General features: G+C 72.7%; 14 protein-coding genes. 10 read left to right on the top strand and 4 right to left on the bottom strand.

Features of this window, described 5'->3' with window-relative positions; genetic code table 11:
* The first annotated feature begins 110 nt into the window (after window positions 1-110).
* From ACFU6K_RS09105 to ACFU6K_RS09120, 4 genes are all read left to right on the top strand, one after another.
* Window positions 111-851 carry an NAD-dependent deacetylase gene (locus ACFU6K_RS09105; RefSeq protein ID WP_380661821.1) on the top strand — a complete coding sequence of 247 codons (741 nt, stop codon included), beginning with the start codon at window positions 111-113 and terminating at the stop codon, window positions 849-851.
* A 90-nt stretch (window positions 852-941) separates the two neighbouring features.
* Window positions 942-2,156, top strand: a complete 1,215-nt coding sequence (locus ACFU6K_RS09110; protein WP_380661822.1) for a cytochrome P450 — start codon at window positions 942-944, stop codon at window positions 2,154-2,156.
* Window positions 2,153-3,175 (top strand): ADP-ribosylglycohydrolase family protein, encoded by a 1,023-nt coding sequence (locus tag ACFU6K_RS09115; RefSeq protein WP_380661835.1) that lies wholly within the window; start codon window positions 2,153-2,155, stop codon window positions 3,173-3,175. The genes ACFU6K_RS09110 and ACFU6K_RS09115 overlap by 4 nt, the downstream gene beginning before the upstream one ends.
* 47 nt (window positions 3,176-3,222) lie before the next feature.
* Window positions 3,223-4,542, top strand: a complete 1,320-nt coding sequence (locus tag ACFU6K_RS09120; protein ID WP_380661823.1) for a serpin family protein — start codon at window positions 3,223-3,225, stop codon at window positions 4,540-4,542.
* Window positions 4,543-4,613: 71 nt separating this feature from the next.
* Here ACFU6K_RS09120 and ACFU6K_RS09125 read toward each other — a convergent pair whose 3' ends face one another.
* The 4 genes from ACFU6K_RS09125 to ACFU6K_RS09140 all read right to left on the bottom strand — a co-directional run bounded on the left by ACFU6K_RS09125 (window position 4,614) and on the right by ACFU6K_RS09140 (window position 9,636).
* Window positions 4,614-5,726, bottom strand: coding sequence for an ADP-ribosylglycohydrolase family protein (locus ACFU6K_RS09125; RefSeq protein WP_380661824.1), 1,113 nt, complete (start codon window positions 5,724-5,726; stop codon window positions 4,614-4,616).
* A gap of 113 nt (window positions 5,727-5,839) precedes the next feature.
* Window positions 5,840-7,111 (bottom strand): DUF2786 domain-containing protein, encoded by a 1,272-nt coding sequence (locus tag ACFU6K_RS09130; RefSeq protein ID WP_380661825.1) that lies wholly within the window; start codon window positions 7,109-7,111, stop codon window positions 5,840-5,842.
* A 93-nt stretch (window positions 7,112-7,204) separates the two neighbouring features.
* Complete coding sequence (locus ACFU6K_RS09135; protein ID WP_380661827.1) at window positions 7,205-8,818, bottom strand: transporter; 1,614 nt, start codon at window positions 8,816-8,818, stop codon at window positions 7,205-7,207.
* Window positions 8,815-9,636: an ABC transporter ATP-binding protein gene (locus ACFU6K_RS09140; protein ID WP_380661829.1), complete on the bottom strand. Its 822-nt coding sequence runs from the start codon at window positions 9,634-9,636 to the stop codon at window positions 8,815-8,817. The genes ACFU6K_RS09135 and ACFU6K_RS09140 overlap by 4 nt, the downstream gene beginning before the upstream one ends.
* Before the next feature lie 260 nt (window positions 9,637-9,896).
* Between ACFU6K_RS09140 and ACFU6K_RS09145 the strand changes: the two genes are divergently transcribed.
* The 6 genes from ACFU6K_RS09145 (at window position 9,897) to fusA (ending at window position 17,342) form a co-directional block, all read left to right on the top strand.
* The gene (locus ACFU6K_RS09145) at window positions 9,897-10,451 is read left to right on the top strand and encodes a DUF1707 and DUF4190 domain-containing protein (RefSeq protein WP_380661830.1); all 555 of its coding nucleotides are present in this window, start codon (window positions 9,897-9,899) and stop codon (window positions 10,449-10,451) included.
* Between the two features lie 267 nt (window positions 10,452-10,718).
* A complete protein-coding gene (locus ACFU6K_RS09150; RefSeq protein ID WP_380661831.1) occupies window positions 10,719-12,326 on the top strand; it encodes a hypothetical protein in 1,608 nt (535 codons plus the stop codon).
* A 47-nt stretch (window positions 12,327-12,373) separates the two neighbouring features.
* The gene (locus ACFU6K_RS09155) at window positions 12,374-13,975 is read left to right on the top strand and encodes a DUF2142 domain-containing protein (RefSeq protein WP_380661832.1); all 1,602 of its coding nucleotides are present in this window, start codon (window positions 12,374-12,376) and stop codon (window positions 13,973-13,975) included.
* Between the two features lie 377 nt (window positions 13,976-14,352).
* Window positions 14,353-14,724, top strand: a complete 372-nt coding sequence (rpsL, locus tag ACFU6K_RS09160; RefSeq protein ID WP_014144289.1) for a 30S ribosomal protein S12 — start codon at window positions 14,353-14,355, stop codon at window positions 14,722-14,724.
* Between the two features lie 2 nt (window positions 14,725-14,726).
* Window positions 14,727-15,197: a 30S ribosomal protein S7 gene (rpsG, locus tag ACFU6K_RS09165; RefSeq protein ID WP_030055803.1), complete on the top strand. Its 471-nt coding sequence runs from the start codon at window positions 14,727-14,729 to the stop codon at window positions 15,195-15,197.
* Between the two features lie 39 nt (window positions 15,198-15,236).
* Window positions 15,237-17,342 (top strand): elongation factor G, encoded by a 2,106-nt coding sequence (gene fusA, locus ACFU6K_RS09170; RefSeq protein ID WP_380661834.1) that lies wholly within the window; start codon window positions 15,237-15,239, stop codon window positions 17,340-17,342.
* The last annotated feature ends 72 nt before the right edge of the window (window positions 17,343-17,414 follow it).

The raw sequence follows: 17,414 nt of genomic DNA on the forward strand, positions 1-17,414 counted from the left end.
GCATCAAGCCTCCGGGCCCTTCGGCGTTCCCGGGCCGACGGCGCCCCCGGGGCCGGTGCCCCCGGAATTTCGGTGGCCGGGGCCGGGCCGCCGCCCGTACCGTCCGGGGTATGAACGCGAAGCGCCCCCTGATCGCCGTGCTCACCGGCGCGGGCATCTCGACGGACTCCGGCATCCCCGACTACCGCGGCCCGCAGGGCCTGTGGCGGAAGGACCCGTCGGCCGAGGAACTGGTCACCATCGGGCCGTACCGGGACGATCCGCAGGTGCGCCGGCGGGCGTGGCGGATGCGGCTGGAGACGGGCGCGCCGGCCGCCGAGCCGAACGCCGGGCACCGGGCGCTGGTCGACCTGGAGCGCTCCGGCCTGCCGCTGCGGGTGCTCACCCAGAACATCGACGGGCTGCACCAGCAGTCCGGGCTGTCCGCCCGCAAGGTGCTCGAACTGCACGGCACGGCCCGGGAGACGCAGTGCCTGCGCTGCCGGGTGGTCGGGCCGATGGCGGAGGCGCTGGCGCGGGTCGAGGCGGGGGAGCCGGATCCGGCGTGCCGGGCCTGCGGGGGGATCCTCAAGCCGCGCGTGGTGATGTTCGGCGAGAACCTCGACCCGGAGGTGCTCGGGCAGGCCGACGCGATCGCCCGGGCCTGCGACGTGTTCATCGCGGTCGGCACCAGCCTCCAGGTGTTCCCGGTGGCGGCGCTGCCGCTCGACGCGGTGAAGAGCGGGGCGGAGCTGATCATCGTGAACGCCGAGCCGACGCCGTACGACGGGGCCGCGGCCGAGGTGATCCGGGAGCCGATCTCCCAGGCGCTCCCGGAGCTGGTGCGCCGACTTGTCCTGGAGCGGGCCTGAGCAGGGGCCGGAAGGGTCATATTCCCGGACGTACCGCGTGCGTACGATGATCCTTCCGGCTTCCCCCCTCTGGCCTGGAGTGATCGACCGATGACGACGACGGCGAAGTTCGACCCCTGGTCGGCGGCGTTCGTGGCCCACCCGTACGACGCGTACGCCGAGCTGCGCGAGCACGCGCCGGTGACGTACTTCGAGCCGACGAACCAGTGGCTCGTCTCCCGCCACGAGGACGTCAGCGCCCTGCTGCGCGACCGCCGGCTGGGCCGCACCTACACCCACCGCTTCAGCCACGCGGAGTTCGGCCGCCCCGAGCCCGACCCGGCGCACGAGCCCTTCCACACCCTCAACGACCACGGGCTGCTGGACCTGGAGGCCCCCGACCACACCCGGATCCGCCGGCTGGTCTCCAAGGCCTTCACCCCGCGCATGGTCGAGGGCCTGCGCCCCACCGTGCGGCGGCTGGCCGGCGAGCTGGTCGACGGGCTGCTCGCGGCCGGCGGCGGCGACCTGATCGCCACCGTCGCCGAGCCGCTGCCGGTCGCCGTGATCGCCGAGATGCTCGGCGTGCCGGAGGGCGACCGGCACCTGCTGCGGCCGTGGTCCGCCGACATCACCGGGATGTTCGAGCTCAACCCGAGCGAGGAGGCCGCCCGCCGGGCCGTCACCGCCAGCACCGAGTTCTCCGACTACCTGCGCACCCTGATCCGCGAGCGCCGGGCGGCCCCGGGGACGGACCTGATCAGCGCGCTGATCCAGGCCCAGGAGGGCTCCGACGCGCTCAGCGAGCAGGAGATGATCTCCACCTGCGTGCTGCTGCTCAACGCCGGGCACGAGGCGACCGTCAACACCACCGGCAACGGCTGGTGGGCCCTGTTCCGCAACCCCGGGGAGCTCGCCCGGCTGCGCGGCTCGGTGGACGAACTGCTGCCCACCGCCGTCGAGGAACTGATGCGCTGGGACACCCCGCTGCAGATGTTCGAGCGCTGGGTGCTGGAGGACATCGAGGTCCGCGGCGTCACCGTCCCGCGCGGCGCCGAGATCGCCCTGCTCTTCGGCTCCGCCAACCGCGACCCCGAGCGCTTCGCCGACCCGGACCGCCTCGACCTCGGCCGCACCGACAACCCGCACATCACCTTCGGCGCCGGAATCCACTTCTGTCTCGGCGCCCCGCTTGCCAGACTGGAGCTCACCGAGTCCTACGGCACCCTGCTGCGGCGGGCGCCGGGCCTGCGGCTGGTCCGCGAGCCCGAGTGGAACCCGGGCTACGTGATCCGCGGGCTCAAGGAGCTGTTGGTCGAGGTCTGACGACTGAGGGGGAGAGGGCCGTGGGCAAGGCGACAGGGGCGCTGCTGGGGCTGGCGATCGGGGACGCGCTGGGCCACCGCACCGAGTTCGACGAGATCGAGCACATCGCTCAGTACTGCGAGGACTGGCGGCAACTGCCCCTGCCCAAGCCGGCATTGGTCACCGACGACACCCAGATGACCCTCGCCCTCGGCCGCGGCCTGCGCACCGCCCTGGCGCGCGGGCCGCTCACCCCCCTCCGGCTGGTGCGGCCGGTCCGCGAGGAGTTCGTCGACTGGTGGCGCTCCCCGCAGAACAACCGGGCCCCCGGCATGACCTGCCTGCGCGCCTGCGAGCGGCTCAGCCACGACGAGAAGCGCTGGCAGCAGGCCAGCGACGTCGGCTCCAAGGGCTGCGGCGCCAACATGCGGGTCGCCCCGATCGGGCTGATCCGCGAGCTGGACGCCCGGCAGCTCTCCGGCGCCGCCCAGCTGCAGTCCGCCCTCACCCACGGCCACCCGACCGCGCTCGCCGCCAGCGACCTCACCGCGTACGCCGTCCGCCGGCTGGCCGAGGGCGTCCCGCCCGCCGGGCTGCCGGCGGTGCTGCGGGCGTACGCGCTGGCGAGCCGGGAGCGCTACGACGAGTTCTGGCTCGGCGACCTCGCCGACCGCTGGTACGGCAGCTCCCCGCAGGCCGTCATCGCCCGCGGCTGGGACGACTGCCTCAAGGTGCTCGACCAGCTGGAGGCCGCCCTCGCCGCCCCCGACGTCGAGGCCGACCCCTGCCTGGCCACCGGTGAGGGCTGGGTCGCCGAGGAGGCCTTCGGCACTGGCCTGCTCTGCTTCCTGCTGCTGCCCGACGACCCGGTCGCCGCCGTGCGCCGGGCCGCCTACTCCAGCGGCGACTCCGACTCCCTCGCCTGCCTGGCCGGCGCCTTCGCGGGCGCCCACCACGGCGAGGCGGCCTGGCCGGCCGACTGGGTGGAGCGGATCGAGCACCGGGACGAACTGCTGGAGCTCGGCGCGCTCTGGGACTGACGCCGTACGGGCCGGAACCCGATCCGGGGGCGGTGCGTCGAAGGGCCATGACGAACCGCAGCACCGGAACCCGTCGCACCCTCCGCCGCCCGGCGGCGCTGCTCCTCGCGGCCGCGCTCGCCACGCCGCTGCTCGCCGGCTGCGGCGGCACCGGAGCCGCCGCGCCCGTGGAGCTCAGGGCGGCCGCGCCCGCGAGCCGCCCGGCCGTCGACCCGGCCCAGGTGGCCGCCACCGCGGCCGCCACCGACGCCTTCGGCCTCGACCTCCTGCACGCCCTGACCGCCCAGCCGGACGCCGCCGGCGGCAACCTCGTGGTCTCGCCGTCCGGTCTGGCCACCCTGCTCGCGATGCTGCTGCCCGGCGCCCGCGGCGCCACCGCCGGGGAACTGGCCAAGGCCCTGCACACCGACCTCGACCCGCGGCAGTACGCGCTCGCCACCGGCGCGCTGAACCGGCCGGTCCCGGCCGGAGACCGGCTCACCCTGCGCCGCAGCGACGACCTCTGGACGCAGCAGGGCCTGGCCGTCGAGCCGGACTACCTGGCCACCCTGGCCGCCGCCTTCGACACCGGCGTGCACCAGGCCGACTTCGCCAAGGACCCGGACGGGGCCCGCAAGACCGTCAACGCGGCCGTGGAGAAGGCCACCGACGGCCGGATCAAGGACCTGTTCGGCCCGGACGCGATCACCCCGAGCACCCGGCTGGTGCTCACCGACGCGCTCTACCTGAAGGCCCGGTGGGCCTCCGCCTTCAAGCCCTCGCACACCGCCGACCGCCCGTTCCACAAGCTCGACGGCTCCACCCTGGCCGTCCCCACGATGGCGCAGACCGGGGAGTTCAAGTACGCCGACGGCTCCGGCGGGATCCTCGGCGAGCCCTGGCAGGCCGTCGAGCTGCCGTACGCGGACGGCGGACTCGTGATGGACCTGATCGTCCCCGCGCAGGGCGGCTTCGCCGCCTTCGCCAAGGGCCTGGACCAGCCCCAGCTCGACCGCGTCCTCGGCGCCCTCGCCGAGCGGCCGGTCGACCTCCGGCTGCCGCGCTTCCGCTTCGGCAGCTCGAAGGAGCTCACCCCCGCGCTGCGCTCGCTCGGCGTCTCCTCGGCGTTCGACAAGGCCGATCTCACCGGCATCGCCAAGGAGCCGCTGGTCGTCGGCACGGTGGTGCAGAAGGCCACCGTCGAGGTCGACGAGGACGGGACGGTCGCGGCGGCCGGCAGCGGTGCCGGGATCGAGGCCGCGGCGGCGCCGAACGCCGACCGGCCGGTCCAGGTGCACCTGGACCGGCCGTTCCTGTTCCTGATCCGGGACGCCCGGGGCGGGGCGCCGCTGTTCCTCGGCCAGGTCACCGACCCGCTGGCGAAGTAGCCGACGGGCCGGGGCGGCGTCCGAGGGGCCCGGGGCTCATCGGGCGGGGCGGTGCCCGCCCGGGCCCGGGTTCACCAGGCCGGGTAGCGTCCGCCGAGCGCCGGGTGCCGGGGGTCGCGGCTGCCGAACAGCACCAGCAGGTCGTCCGCGACCTGCCGCAGCTCCGCCCGGCCCTCGACCGCCCCGGCCCACTCGGCGGGCAGCGCCGCGGCGCCGTACGCCGCCCCGACCAGGTTGCCGCAGACCGCGCCGGTCGAGTCGGAGTCCCCGGAGTGGTTCACCGACAGCAGCAGCGCGGTGCGCACCGGGTCGGGGTCCAGGGTGGCCGCCAGCAGCGAGTACACGGCGATGGCCAGGCACTCCTCGGCGATCCAGCCGAGCCCGACCCGCTCCACCGTCTCCGCCGCGGGCTCGGCCTCCTGGGCCAGCCGCACCGCCCGGGCCAGCGCCTGGACGGTCTCCTTGGAGCTCGGCAGCTCGCGGATCTGCTCCACCGTCTCGCCGACCGCCGCCCACGGCTCGGTGCCGTGCGCGAGCCGCTCGACCAGCGCCGCGAAGGCGCCCGCCGCGAGGTAGCCGGTCGGGTGCCCGTGGGTGAGCTGGGCGCACTGCACCGCCAGCCCGAAGGACTGCTCGACGCCCAGCCGGGCCAGCCCGAACGGCGCCGAGCGCATCACCGTGCCGCAGCCCTTGGAACCCGGGTTGATCGGCCCGGTCAGCCCGATCGCGGACGGCGCCTCGAACACCGGGTGCTCGGACACCCCGCTCAGGCAGGCGTTGCCCGGTGCCCGCCGCGCGTACAGGAAGGGCCGGCCGAGCAGCCAGCCGTCGTACGGGCGGGGCTGCGGCTCGGTGTCCGGCGCGTCCTGGAACTGGGTGCGCAGCCAGCGCCGGTAGGCGCCGTGCACGGCCTCCGGCACCGAGCCGCCGCCGCCCGTCCAGCCGCGGACGAAGCCGCGGATCAGGCCCTCGGCGGTGAACAGCGTCATCTGGGTGTCGTCGGTGACCTCGACCGGCCCGGGCCCGGCCGGCAGTGTGGTCACGCCCCGCGGCCCGTACCGGTCCTGGATCTGGTGGAGCTGCTGGAACTCCACCGGCCAGCCCAGCGCGTCGCCGATCGCTCCGCCGAGCAGCGTTCCGCGCACCCGGTCCCGGTACCCCGACTCCGCCGCCGGTTCCGTCACGTCGAGTCCCCCTTTGTTCGTGGCGGACTACGTTCTATCAGGTCCCTCGGGAGGCGGGGCGACTCCTGTGGATCTTGCGCGGGTCGGCCGGGGGAGTGCCGGGGTGTGACCGCCTACCGGCGGATCGCCCCGGCGCGCCCGTGCAGCGCGGCCCGGTCGGCGGCGGCGCGTCCGGCCGCCCAGCCCACGCCGTCGCTGACCCGCACCCGCTGCGAGACCAGCTTCGGGAACAGCCGGCCGACCTCCTCGTCCACCGCCTCGGAGCGGGCGGCGAGCGCGGGCAGCAGCCGCGCGTCGGGCAGCAGCTGCTCCTCGGTGCCGTCCTCGCGCAGGTGCCGTCCGGCCGCGGCGGCGCTGGTGGCGCGCTCGGTCGCGGCGGTCAGCCGCTCGCGGATCCGCGCCGCGTACGCGACCAGGAAGGACTGCCGGAACGCCTTGCTGCGCGAGTCCTTGCGGGAGCCCGCCTTGTTGAGCGCGTGGGTGGCCTGCACCAGCAGCGAGGTGTAGAGCAGCTCGACGCCGTCCAGGTCGCCGTCGAAGCCGACCACGGTGCAGAAGCCGAACTCCTTCGCCCACACCACCCGGCACCGGTTGGCCGCCGCGACCGCGTCCAGCAGCATCGTCTTGGGGCCCTCGTACGGGTTGTCCACCCCGATCCGCAGCGCCGCCGGGGTGTCCCGGTCGGCACCGGACGCGGCCAGCAGCGCGTCGTCGATGCTGTGCTGGGCCATCAGCTGCTGGGCCTTGGCGGTCAGCGCCTCGGCCTCCTCCGGGTACTCGGTGGACTCGGCCTTGGCCAGCAGCGCCCGGATCCGCGCCAGCATCCGCGGCTCGCCGCCCACCGGCCCCGAGTGCTGCGGCCGCACGACCTGCCCGGGGGCGGGCCCCACCGGGGCGATCGGCGGCAGCCGGCCCCAGGTGCGCAGCAGCTCCAGGGCGGCGGTGGCGAGCGCGAAGCGGTCCAGCCGGTGCCGGTCGGCGAAGGCGCCGAGGTACTCGTCGTCGCCGGGCCACCACACCTCGGCCTCCAGCTCGCGCAGCTGCTCCAGCCAGCGCCGGTCCAGGGCGGCCGCGGGGTGGCGGCGGCCCTCGGCGGCGATCAGGTCCACCGCGAGGGCCAGGTGGACGGGCTTCAGCTCGCGCCGCACCACCCGGACCAGGTCGGCCGGCCGCCACCCGGCGGACCAGCAGCGGCCGACGGCCGTGTCCGCGTACCCGAGCAGCGCCCGGCCGACCTCCGGCCACTGCCCGGCCGAGGCGGCCAGCAGCGAGGCCCCGGTGTCCAGGGCGAGGTCCAGCGCCTCCTCCGGGGCCGTCACCACCGACCGCACCGCCTGCTCCAGCAGCGGTCCGGCGGTCCCGGCCTGCTGCGCGCGCTCGCCCACGGTGTGTCCCTGCTCTCCTCGACGACGCCTCGACGGCCCGACTCCTCCTGCCCATGATGCCGGAGCGGCGGCGGGGACCGACGGGCGAGCGGCTCAGCGCTCGATGGCCTTGGCGAGGATCTCCGGGGTGCGGTCCAGCAGGCGGGCCGCCGCGAGGCGGACGCCCAGGGTCGCGACCAGGGCGCCGTACAGCGGGCCGATCAGCAGCACCGGCCAGCTCGGGCCGTCGGAGACCAGGGCCCAGGCGAGGTAGCCGCCGACCGGCAGCGCCAGCAGGGCGACGCCGAGCATCGAGCCGAACTGGTTGAGCAGGATCAGCCCGCCCTGGCCCGGGGCGGCGTTGCGCATCGGGTTGCTGTCGGCCGGCATGGTGTACGGCGCCAGGACGCTGAACATCGCGCCCAGCGCGATCCCGCAGCCGAGCAGCGTCAGCGCCAGGCCGAGCGCGGACGGCAGCTCGCTCCACCGGCCGGTGACGGCCGCCAGCACCAGCCCGAGCAGCAGCGTGACCGGGACGGCGTACGACAGCACCGCGTACGCCCGGCCGCGCAGCTCGGAGCGGGCGTCGGCCGGGGTACGCAGGGTGGCGGCGACCATCCAGAACGCCGAGCCGTCCATGCCGAACAGGTTGAGCATCTGCAGCCCGAGGAACACCCCGGTCATCGCCAGCAGGTAGACGCTCGCCCAGCCCTGGACCATCGACAGCACGCAGATCACCAGCGTCATCCCGATGCTGGTGAACAGCGCCGCCTTGGCCCGCGGCTCGCGCCAGGCGTACCGCAGGTGCCGCTGCATCACCGCGCCGGTCCGGCCCTGGGGCAGGAACCGCCAGCCGCGCGAGTCCTGCACCCCGCGGGCGACCTCCAGGGTGGAGGAGTCGGCGGTCACCATCAGCTCCTGCAGGCTCCGCCGCCACCAGCGCAGCAGCAGCGCCAGCAGCGCGGCGGCCGCGGCGAGCTGGAGCAGCGCCAGCCCGTACCGGCCCTCGCCGGCGGTGCGCGGCGCGTCCGCCGCGCTGATCGGCGGGATCCAGCGCAGCACCGAGGCGATCGGCTTCAGCGGGCTGAGGTCGATCGGCCCGCCCCGGCGGCCGAGGATGCTCTGCGAGCCGACGTTGGCGACCTGCACCAGAAGGGCGAAGGCCAGCCCGCCGAAGATCGCGAAGTCCTTGCCGCGCCGGCTGGAGAGCATCCGGGCGTTGCCCGCCGCGACCGCCCGGGAGAGCGTGACCAGGCAGAGCAGCGCGAGCGGCACGCCGAGCACCGCCACCGCGGCCGAGGCGCCGCCGGCCGCGCCGGCCAGCACCGCGGCGGTCACCAGCACCAGGCTGACCAGCGGCCCCGGTCCGATCAGCGCGGCCAGCAGCGTGCCGCGCAGCAGCGGGCCGGGGCGCAGCGGCAGCATGGTCAGCCGGGTCGGGTCGGCGCTCTCGTCGCTGGAGAAGAGGAACAGCGGCAGCGCGGCCCAGCTCAGGGTTAGCACGCCGAGCAGCATCACCCCGGCGTCCCCGGAGCCCGCGTAGCGCCCGTTCAGCGCGGCCATGGCGACGGCGACGCCGGCCGCGAGGGCCAGGCCCGCGACGGCGCCGATCACGTAGACGGTGGTCCGGCCGGGGCTGCGCCGCAGCCCGTTGCGCAGCAGCCGCAGCTTGAGCGCCACCAGGGCACGGACCACCGTCCGGCCGTCGGGCACCGGGGCGTCGTTCACAGGGAGCCCCCGGCCTGCCCGCCGCCGAGCCAGCCGAGCGCCTGCCCGTCGTCCTCGCGGACGCCGATCAGCTCCAGGAAGGCCTCGTGCAGGCTGCGCCCGCCCCGGACGGAGTCCAGCGGCCCCTGGGCTATCACCTGGCCGGCGTTGACCACCGCGACCCAGTCGCAGAGCTGCTCGACCAGCTCCATCACGTGGCTGGAGAAGATCACCGTGGAGCCGGCCGCCGCGTACCGCTTGAGCACGCCGCGGATGGTCTGGGCGGAGACCGGGTCGACGCCCTCGAAGGGCTCGTCCAGGAACAGCACGTCCGGGTTGTGCAGCAGCGCGGCGGCCAGGCCGATCTTCTTGCGCATGCCGGTGGAGTAGTCGGCGACCAGCTTGTCGGCGTCCCGGCCGAGGTCCAGGACGGCCAGCAGCTCCTCGGCCCGCCGGTCCACCTCGGCGCCGGGCAGGCCGCGCAGCCGCCCGGTGTACTGGAGCAGCTCGCGCCCGCTGAGCCGCTCGAACATCCGCAGGCCCTCGGGCAGGATGCCGATCCGGGCCTTGACCGTCACCGGGTCCGCCCACACGTCGGCGCCGTGCACCAGGACGGTGCCCTGGTCGGGCCGGAGCAGCCCGGTGACCATCGACAGCGTGGTGGTCTTGCCGGCACCGTTCGGCCCGACCAGGCCGATGAACGCCCCGGCCGGCAGCTCCAGGCTCAGCCCGGCCACCGCGGCCTGGGGGCCGAAGTGCTTCCAGAGCCCCTGGATGCTGACGGCGGACGGGGTTCCCGGCCCGGAGAGGTCGGGGGACGGCGGCGCTGACGCCTGCATGGCGGCCTTCTCTGCTCGTGGTGGTGGACGTCGTCGTGGTGCGGGGTCGCTCCGGGCCCAGCCTGTCACCGTGCGAACCGGCTGTCGCCCGAGTTGAGCATCCCCTGAGAGTGTCCGCCGAACGGGTGAGGCACGCCGCCCGTTTTCCTCGTCCGGGCGACTACTGGGCCGATTTGGCAACTACTCAGTTCGGTTGTTCGTCCTGCACTATGAGGGAGCAGTGACGTGCGCGGGGGTGCCGCGCTACCGGGAGGTGGCGGATGTCCGTACAACCATGGGGCGAGCCTGGTTCCGGCTATCCGCCCGGCAAGCTGCCGGCGGGCGGCTGGCAGCCGGCGCCCGCGCCCGCGGCGGCGTCGCAGGCCGGGATGCGGGCGGGCCACGCGGACCGGGACCGCACGCTCGACGTGCTCAAGGCCGCGTTCGCCGAGGGGCGGCTCACGGTCCAGGAGTACGAGCAGCGCCACGAGGCGGTGGCCGCCGCGCAGACCTACGGCCAGCTGGCCGTGCTGGTGGCGGACCTGCCCTCGGGGCCGATGACGGCGCCGCCGCCCACCGTCGCCACGCCGGTTCCGGCCACCTTCATGCCGGTCCCGCCGCCGCCCCAGGCCCGCCAGACCAACGTGCTCGCGGTGGTCTCCCTGGTGGCCGGCCTGTTCGGCCTCTCCGCCCCCGCCGTGATCACCGGCCACATCGCCCGCGCGGAGATCCGCCGCCGCAACATGGACGGCGACTGGGCGGCCGTTCTCGGCCTGGTCATCGGCTACCTGGGCTGCGCGTTCTGGACCCTGATGATCCTCATCGGCATCGCCTGAGGCGTGCCCGCCCGGGCGGCCCGGGGGTGATTCGTCCATCTTCCCGATGGGGTCTTCCTCAGGCGTAGGACCTATGATGCCCGGGGCTGCCGCCGTGCGCCCCGGAAGCAGTACGGCTCCGTCACCGGCCGACGCCGAAGGGTCGGGCGGGCCGAGCGAGCGACCACGAGCTGAGGACCGTTACCAGTGACAGTCAGTGCCCAAGAGGCCTCCAGGATCCCGCCGATCGGAGGGCGTCCGCTGATCCCGGGATCCGCGCGCCGCTCCGTGGCTCGGCTCCGGACGTCGGCCCCGGCACTGCTCGCGGGTGAGGCCGTGGTGGCCTTCCTGGCCGCCCTGGTGCTCCCCGTGATGGCGAGCGGGTTCCACATGGACCCGCTGGACCGGATCGCCCAGGTGAGCGGTCTCGCCGCGCTGCAGCTGCGGTTCGCGGTCATCGGCTTCCTCCTGCTCGGCGCGGTCGTGCTCGCGATGCGCTTCCGCTCGGGCCGGCACTTCGGCCTGGTGGCCCGGTTCTCCGCGGCCGCCATCGCGGGCCTCGCCAGCGGCTTCGTGGCGGCCGGCGCGGTGATGGCGCTGCTCGGCACGCCCTGGCCGATGTTCGGCCTGAACGGCGACAGCGGGCGCATCGTCGAGTGGGCCCACGCCCTGGCGAACGGCCAGCCCTCGGGCTCGGCGGTCTACCCGCCGGCGCCGCTGTACACCCTGGGCTACTACGCCGAGTGGTTCCGCGACGGCAACACCGCGTACGCCTTCAAGGACCTCCAGATCCTCGGCGCCGCCGCGTTCGGCCCGCTGGTCTACCTCTCGTGGCGGATGCTGCTCAGCCCGGTCCGCGCCCTCGCCTTCGGCGTGCTGCCGGCCTTCGCCCTGATCGACGCCTACAAGCCGTACAGCCAGACCGTGCTGGTCGTCCTGGTGCCCGTCCTGGTCGCCGTGGTGGTGCACCTGCGCCGGAGCGGGACGGACGGCTGGCGGCTGCTGCTGCTGAAGGCGGCCGGCTTCGGCGCGCTGCTGGGCCTGCTGTTCCTCACCTACTCCGGGTGGTTCCTGTGGAGCGCCATCGGCGTGGTGGTCGCCGCGCTGGCGTACTTCCCCTGGCGTGACAACCGGCTCAAGGGGCTGGTCTACCTGGCCGCCACCGTGGGCGCGTTCCTGCTGACCTGCGGCAGCTACCTGGTGACCATGCTGACGGACGGCCAGGACACCAAGGACCCCAACTTCCGCTTCGACAACTTCACCGACCCGGCGTACTTCCTGATGTGGCGCACGGACATGCCGGGCAAGGTGGGGGACTGGCCGATCCCCGGCGAGTTCGGCGGCATGGACCTGTTCGCCGTGGTGATGTTCGTCGCACTGGGCGCCGCCCTCTGGCTGGGCATCCGCAAGCCGGTGGTCGTCACCATCAGCTGCATGTTCGCGAGCGCTTGGGTGATGCGGATGTACATCGCCTCGCACATGTACGAGACGCAGACGGTCCAGCTCTACACCCGGACCAACAACCAGCTGCTGTACTGCGGCCTGCTGCTGTGCGCCCTGCTGGTCCACCTGGTGTCGCTCCGGCTGGCCGAGCGCCGCCGGGTCGCCGAGGCCGGCGGGACCGCGGAGGCCGCCGGGACCGGGGGACTCGCCGGAACGCCCCTGCCGGGCCCGCAAGCGGCCGTCATCGGTACGCTGTTCGCTCTCCTCTTCCTGTTCGGTACGGTCTCGTCGTCGATGTCGGACCGCTACCTGCCGGCCAAGGAGAACACCTACCGCATCCTGCCGTGGGTGTCGCACACCGTGCAGAACCTCGACGGCTCCTGCCCGAAGTTCGCGCCGGGTGGGCACTGCTCCAAGACCGGTGACCAGTCATGGCTCAGCATGATCAAGTAACCAGTTCCCGCCCATGAGCCCGAACTGACCCCAAAGGCCCAATCCTGATGATGATCACCGCCGTCAAGAGCCTCGCCGACCGGCTCGTCTCCTCGCCGAGGCGTCTGTGGGCCGTGGCTTTCGCGATCCTGTTCGCCCTGAGTGCGTCCTGGTCGATCGCCACCCCGATCGGCGCCTCGCCGGACGAGCACGCCCACCTCATCCGGGCCGCGGCCGTCGCCCGGGGGCAGGTCGAGGGCCGCGAGGTCATGGTCCCGCACCTGGTGGGCGGCATCGAGGGCCAGTTCGCCGAGACCGGGGTCGAGCTCCCGCGGATCTACCAGGAGCTCAAGGACGTCAACTCCTGCTACGTCTTCAAGTCCGAGACCCCGGCTTCCTGCGCGCCGCGGCTCATCGACCGTCCGGGCGAGGCCCTGGTGACCACCGCGGCCGGCCGCTACCACCCGGCGTACTACTTCGCGGTGGGCTGGCCGAGCCTCCTGGTCCCGGGGGCGAAGGGCTTCTACCTGATGCGCCTGATGTCGGCGCTGATCTGCTCCGCCCTGGTGGCGAGCGCGGTGGTCTCGGCGGCCGAGTGGCGGCGGCGGTCCTTCACCCTGCTGGGCACGGTCACCGCGGCCACGCCGATGGCGCTGTTCCTGTTCGGCATGGTCAACCCGAGCGGTCCGGAGATCGCGGCGGGCATCCTGGTCTGGAGCGCCGGGCTGCCGATGCTGATGAACCCGGACCCGCAGCTGTTGAACCGCCGGCTGGCCCGGCTGGGCATCGGCGCGCTGGTGCTGATCAGCATCCGCCCGCTGGGCATGATCTGGTTCGCCGGGGCCCTGTTCTTCGCGCTGCTGCTGAGCCAGAAGGGCGCGGTGCGCGAGGTGCTGCGCCGCAAGGTGACCTGGCTCTGGGGCGGCCTGGGCGCCGCGTCCGCCGTCGCGGCCCTGGCCTGGTCGTCGAGCCATCCGGACAACTCGATCATCAACACCCCGAGCGACCTCACCCCGCTGGCCGCGGCCCGGAAGACCTTCGACTTCGGGCTGCTGTACATGAAGCAGATGATCGGCTACTTCGGCTGGCTGGACGCCGAGGCGCCGGCCGCGACGCTGCTGGTCTGGTGCGGGGTGGTGCTCGCCCTGGCGATGTTCGCGCTCTGCTACGCCCGGTTCCGGGACGCCCTGGCGATCGTCGGTGTGATGGTCGGCATCGTCGTGATACCGATAACGGCCCAGGCCATGCAGGCGCGCCAGCTGGGCATGATCTGGCAGGGCCGTTACCTGCTGCCGTTCGCCGTCGGACTGCCGATCCTGTGCGCCGCGATCTGCCACGAGCGGCTGCCCTGGGGCGGCTTCGCCTGGCGCCGGCTGCTGGTGATCTCCGGCTTCTCGCTGTCCCTGGTCAACGCCGCGGCCTTCCTCTGGGCGCTGCGCCGCAACACGGTCGGCAGCACCGGCCCGCTGCTGATCAACCCGGCGCACTGGTCCCCGCCCGGCACCTGGATGCTGTGGCTGGGCGTGTACACCCTGGCCGCGCTCGCGCTGGGGCTGTTCGCGGCGGTGTCGGACAACCGGGACCGCCCGCTGCCGCAGTCGGCCGGGACGGCCGGGGGCGACGCCAGCCAGGATCCGCCCCGGCTCGCCGGGGCCCACGCGGAGGCGTAGGGTCGCGGTGCGGGGGCTGCCCGGTTGTGGTAGGGAGCCCCGCCCCGGCCCGCTTCCCGGGCCGCTTCCGGTGCCGGCCCCGCGACCTGCGGCGTTGCATTTGTTTTGACCGCGCCCGATGCGCTAGGTACGCTCTGACCTTGTGCCTGGGGTGTCCCCGGGTCCTTGTGCGTGCATGCACACCGGTCGCCGCGCCGAGCCGGAGCGCTTCCCAGCGTCCCGCGCGTAGAGCGCCGTCGCTGTACAGCAGCCATGGGATTCCGTGTCGTAACAAGCCCAACACACCCGACCGCGTGGGTCGACCACGGGGCCGTGTGTGAGGGGAGACACCGCAGGTTAGTTCCACCAAGCCTTGGCACACAGAAAACGGAGAAACGGTGCCTACGATCCAGCAGCTGGTCCGAAAGGGCCGGCAGGACAAGGTCGAGAAGAACAAGACTCCCGCGCTGAAGGGCTCCCCGCAGCGCCGTGGGGTCTGCACGCGTGTGTACACGACCACCCCGAAGAAGCCGAACTCGGCTCTCCGCAAGGTCGCCCGTGTGCGCCTCACCAGCGGGATCGAGGTCACCGCTTACATCCCGGGCGAGGGCCACAACCTGCAGGAGCACTCCATCGTGCTGGTGCGCGGTGGTCGTGTGAAGGACCTTCCTGGTGTCCGCTACAAGATCATCCGCGGTTCGCTTGACACCCAGGGTGTCAAGAACCGCAAGCAGGCTCGCAGCCGCTACGGCGCCAAGAAGGAGAAGTAAGAATGCCTCGTAAGGGCCCCGCCCCGAAGCGCCCGGTCATCATCGACCCGGTTTACGGCTCCCCGGTCGTCACCCAGCTGGTCAACAAGATCCTGCTGCACGGCAAGCGCTCCACCGCCGAGCGGATCGTCTACGGCGCCCTCGAGGGCGTCCGTGAGAAGACCGGCTCGGACCCGGTCGTGACGCTGAAGCGCGCGCTGGAGAACGTCAAGCCGGCCCTCGAGGTCAAGTCCCGCCGTGTCGGTGGCGCGACCTACCAGGTGCCGGTCGAGGTCCGTCCGGGCCGCGCCAGCACCCTGGCGCTGCGCTGGATGGTCGGGTACTCCCGCGCCCGTCGCGAGAAGACCATGACCGAGCGCCTGATGAACGAGATCCTCGACGCCAGCAACGGCCTGGGCGCTTCCGTGAAGCGTCGCGAGGACACCCACAAGATGGCCGAGTCCAACAAGGCCTTCGCGCACTACCGCTGGTAGTCCGTACCCCGTCACTAGACAGAGAGAGAACGAGCCACCATGGCTGCAACCTCCCTTGACCTCGCCAAGGTCCGCAACATCGGGATCATGGCGCACATCGACGCGGGCAAGACCACCACCACCGAGCGGATCCTGTTCTACACCGGTGTGTCGTACAAGATCGGTGAGGTCCACGATGGCGCTGCCACCATGGACTGGATGGAGCAGGAGCAGGAGCGCGGCATCACGATCACGTCGGCCGCGACGACCTGTCACTGGACGGTCGACGACGCCGACCACACCATCAACATCATCGACACCCCGGGTCACGTCGACTTCACCGTCGAGGTGGAGCGTTCGCTGCGCGTCCTCGACGGTGCCGTGACGGTGTTCGACGGTGTCGCCGGTGTCGAGCCCCAGTCCGAGACCGTGTGGCGGCAGGCTGACCGCTACGGCGTCCCGCGCATCTGCTTCATCAACAAGCTGGACCGCACGGGCGCGAACTTCTTCTTCTGCGTCCAGACCATCGTGGACCGCCTCGGCGCCACCCCGCTGGTCATGCAGCTCCCGATCGGTGCCGAGTCGGACTTCCAGGGCGTTGTCGACCTGGTCCGCATGAAGGCGCTGGTCTGGTCCGCCGAGGCCGCCAAGGGCGAGATGTACGACATCGTCGACATCCCGGCCGAGCTGCAGGAGCAGGCCGAGGAGTACCGCGAGGCGCTCATCGACACGGTCTCGAACGTCAGCGACGAGATCATGGAGCTCGCCCTGGAGGGCGAGGAGATCCCGGTCGAGCTGCTGCAGACCGCGATCCGCAAGGGCACCCTGAACTCGGACTTCACCCCGATCTTCTGCGGTACCGCCTTCAAGAACAAGGGCGTTCAGCCCCTGCTCGACGCCGTCGTCAAGTACCTGCCGTCCCCGCTGGACATCGAGTCCATCGAGGGCACCAAGCCGGGCGACGACACCGTCAAGATCTCCCGCAAGGCCTCGGACGACGAGCCGCTCGCCGCGCTCGCGTTCAAGATCATGTCGGACCCGCACCTCGGCAAGCTCACCTTCGTCCGGGTCTACTCGGGCCGCCTGGAGTCCGGCACCTCGGTGCTGAACGCCGTCAAGGGCAAGAAGGAGCGCATCGGCAAGATCTACCGCATGCACGCGAACAAGCGTGAGGAGATCGACTCGGTGGGCGCCGGCGACATCATCGCCGTCATGGGCCTGAAGCAGACCACCACCGGTGAGACGCTGTCCGACGAGAAGAACCCGGTCATCCTGGAGTCCATGGACTTCCCGGCCCCGGTCATCCGCGTCGCGATCGAGCCCAAGTCCAAGGGTGACCAGGAGAAGCTGGGTGTCGCCATCCAGCGTCTCGCCGAGGAGGACCCGTCCTTCCAGGTCAACACGGACGAGGAGACCGGCCAGACCATCATCGCGGGTATGGGCGAGCTGCACCTCGAGGTGCTGGTCGACCGTATGCGCCGTGAGTTCAAGGTCGAGGCCAACGTCGGCAAGCCGCAGGTCGCGTACCGCGAGACCATCCGCCAGGCGGTCGAGCGCATCGACTACACCCACAAGAAGCAGACCGGTGGTTCCGGTCAGTTCGCCAAGGTGCAGATCGCGATCGAGCCGCTCGAGCAGGCCGAGGGCTACGAGTTCGTCAACAAGGTCACCGGTGGCCGCGTTCCGCGGGAGTACATCCCGTCGGTCGACGCCGGTTGCCAGGAGGCCATGGAGTTCGGCATCCTCGCCGGCTACCCGCTGCAGGGTGTCCGCGTGAGCCTGCTGGACGGCCAGGCGCACGACGTCGACTCCTCCGAGCTCGCGTTCAAGATCGCCGGTTCGATGGCCTTCAAGGAAGGCGCGAAGAAGGCCAAGCCGGTCCTTCTCGAGCCGATGATGGCCGTCGAGGTCACCACGCCCGAGGACTACATGGGCGACGTGATCGGCGACATCAACTCTCGCCGTGGCCAGATCCGGTCCATGGACGAGCGTCACGGTGCCCGCGTCGTCTCGGCGCTGGTGCCCCTCTCCGAGATGTTCGGCTACGTCGGTGACCTGCGCAGCAAGACCTCTGGTCGCGCGAGCTACTCGATGCAGTTCGACTCGTACGCCGAGGTTCCGAAGAACGTGGCGGACGACATCATCGCCAAGGCCAAGGGCGAGTGACGTCCCGATAATCGGGACGATAGCGAAGCCTTAGGCTATTCGGAGGCAACCCGGGAGGATCCGGTCGGATCC

This window comes from Kitasatospora sp. NPDC057512 (assembly GCF_042802135.1).
In the GTDB taxonomy this organism is placed as follows: Bacteria; Actinomycetota; Actinomycetes; order Streptomycetales; family Streptomycetaceae; genus Kitasatospora.

Bases quoted from the DNA above. Each gene is read 5' to 3' on its own strand.
- ACFU6K_RS09105 (WP_380661821.1), top strand. From the start codon at position 111: ATGAACGCGAAGCGCCCCCTGATCGCCGTGCTCACCGGCGCGGGCATC.
- ACFU6K_RS09110 (WP_380661822.1), top strand. From the start codon at position 942: ATGACGACGACGGCGAAGTTCGACCCCTGGTCGGCGGCGTTCGTGGCC.
- ACFU6K_RS09120 (WP_380661823.1), top strand. From the start codon at position 3,223: ATGACGAACCGCAGCACCGGAACCCGTCGCACCCTCCGCCGCCCGGCG.
- ACFU6K_RS09140 (WP_380661829.1), bottom strand. From the start codon at position 9,636: ATGCAGGCGTCAGCGCCGCCGTCCCCCGACCTCTCCGGGCCGGGAACC.
- ACFU6K_RS09145 (WP_380661830.1), top strand. From the start codon at position 9,897: ATGTCCGTACAACCATGGGGCGAGCCTGGTTCCGGCTATCCGCCCGGC.
- ACFU6K_RS09155 (WP_380661832.1), top strand. From the start codon at position 12,374: ATGATGATCACCGCCGTCAAGAGCCTCGCCGACCGGCTCGTCTCCTCG.
- rpsG (WP_030055803.1), top strand. From the start codon at position 14,727: ATGCCTCGTAAGGGCCCCGCCCCGAAGCGCCCGGTCATCATCGACCCG.
- fusA (WP_380661834.1), top strand. From the start codon at position 15,237: ATGGCTGCAACCTCCCTTGACCTCGCCAAGGTCCGCAACATCGGGATC.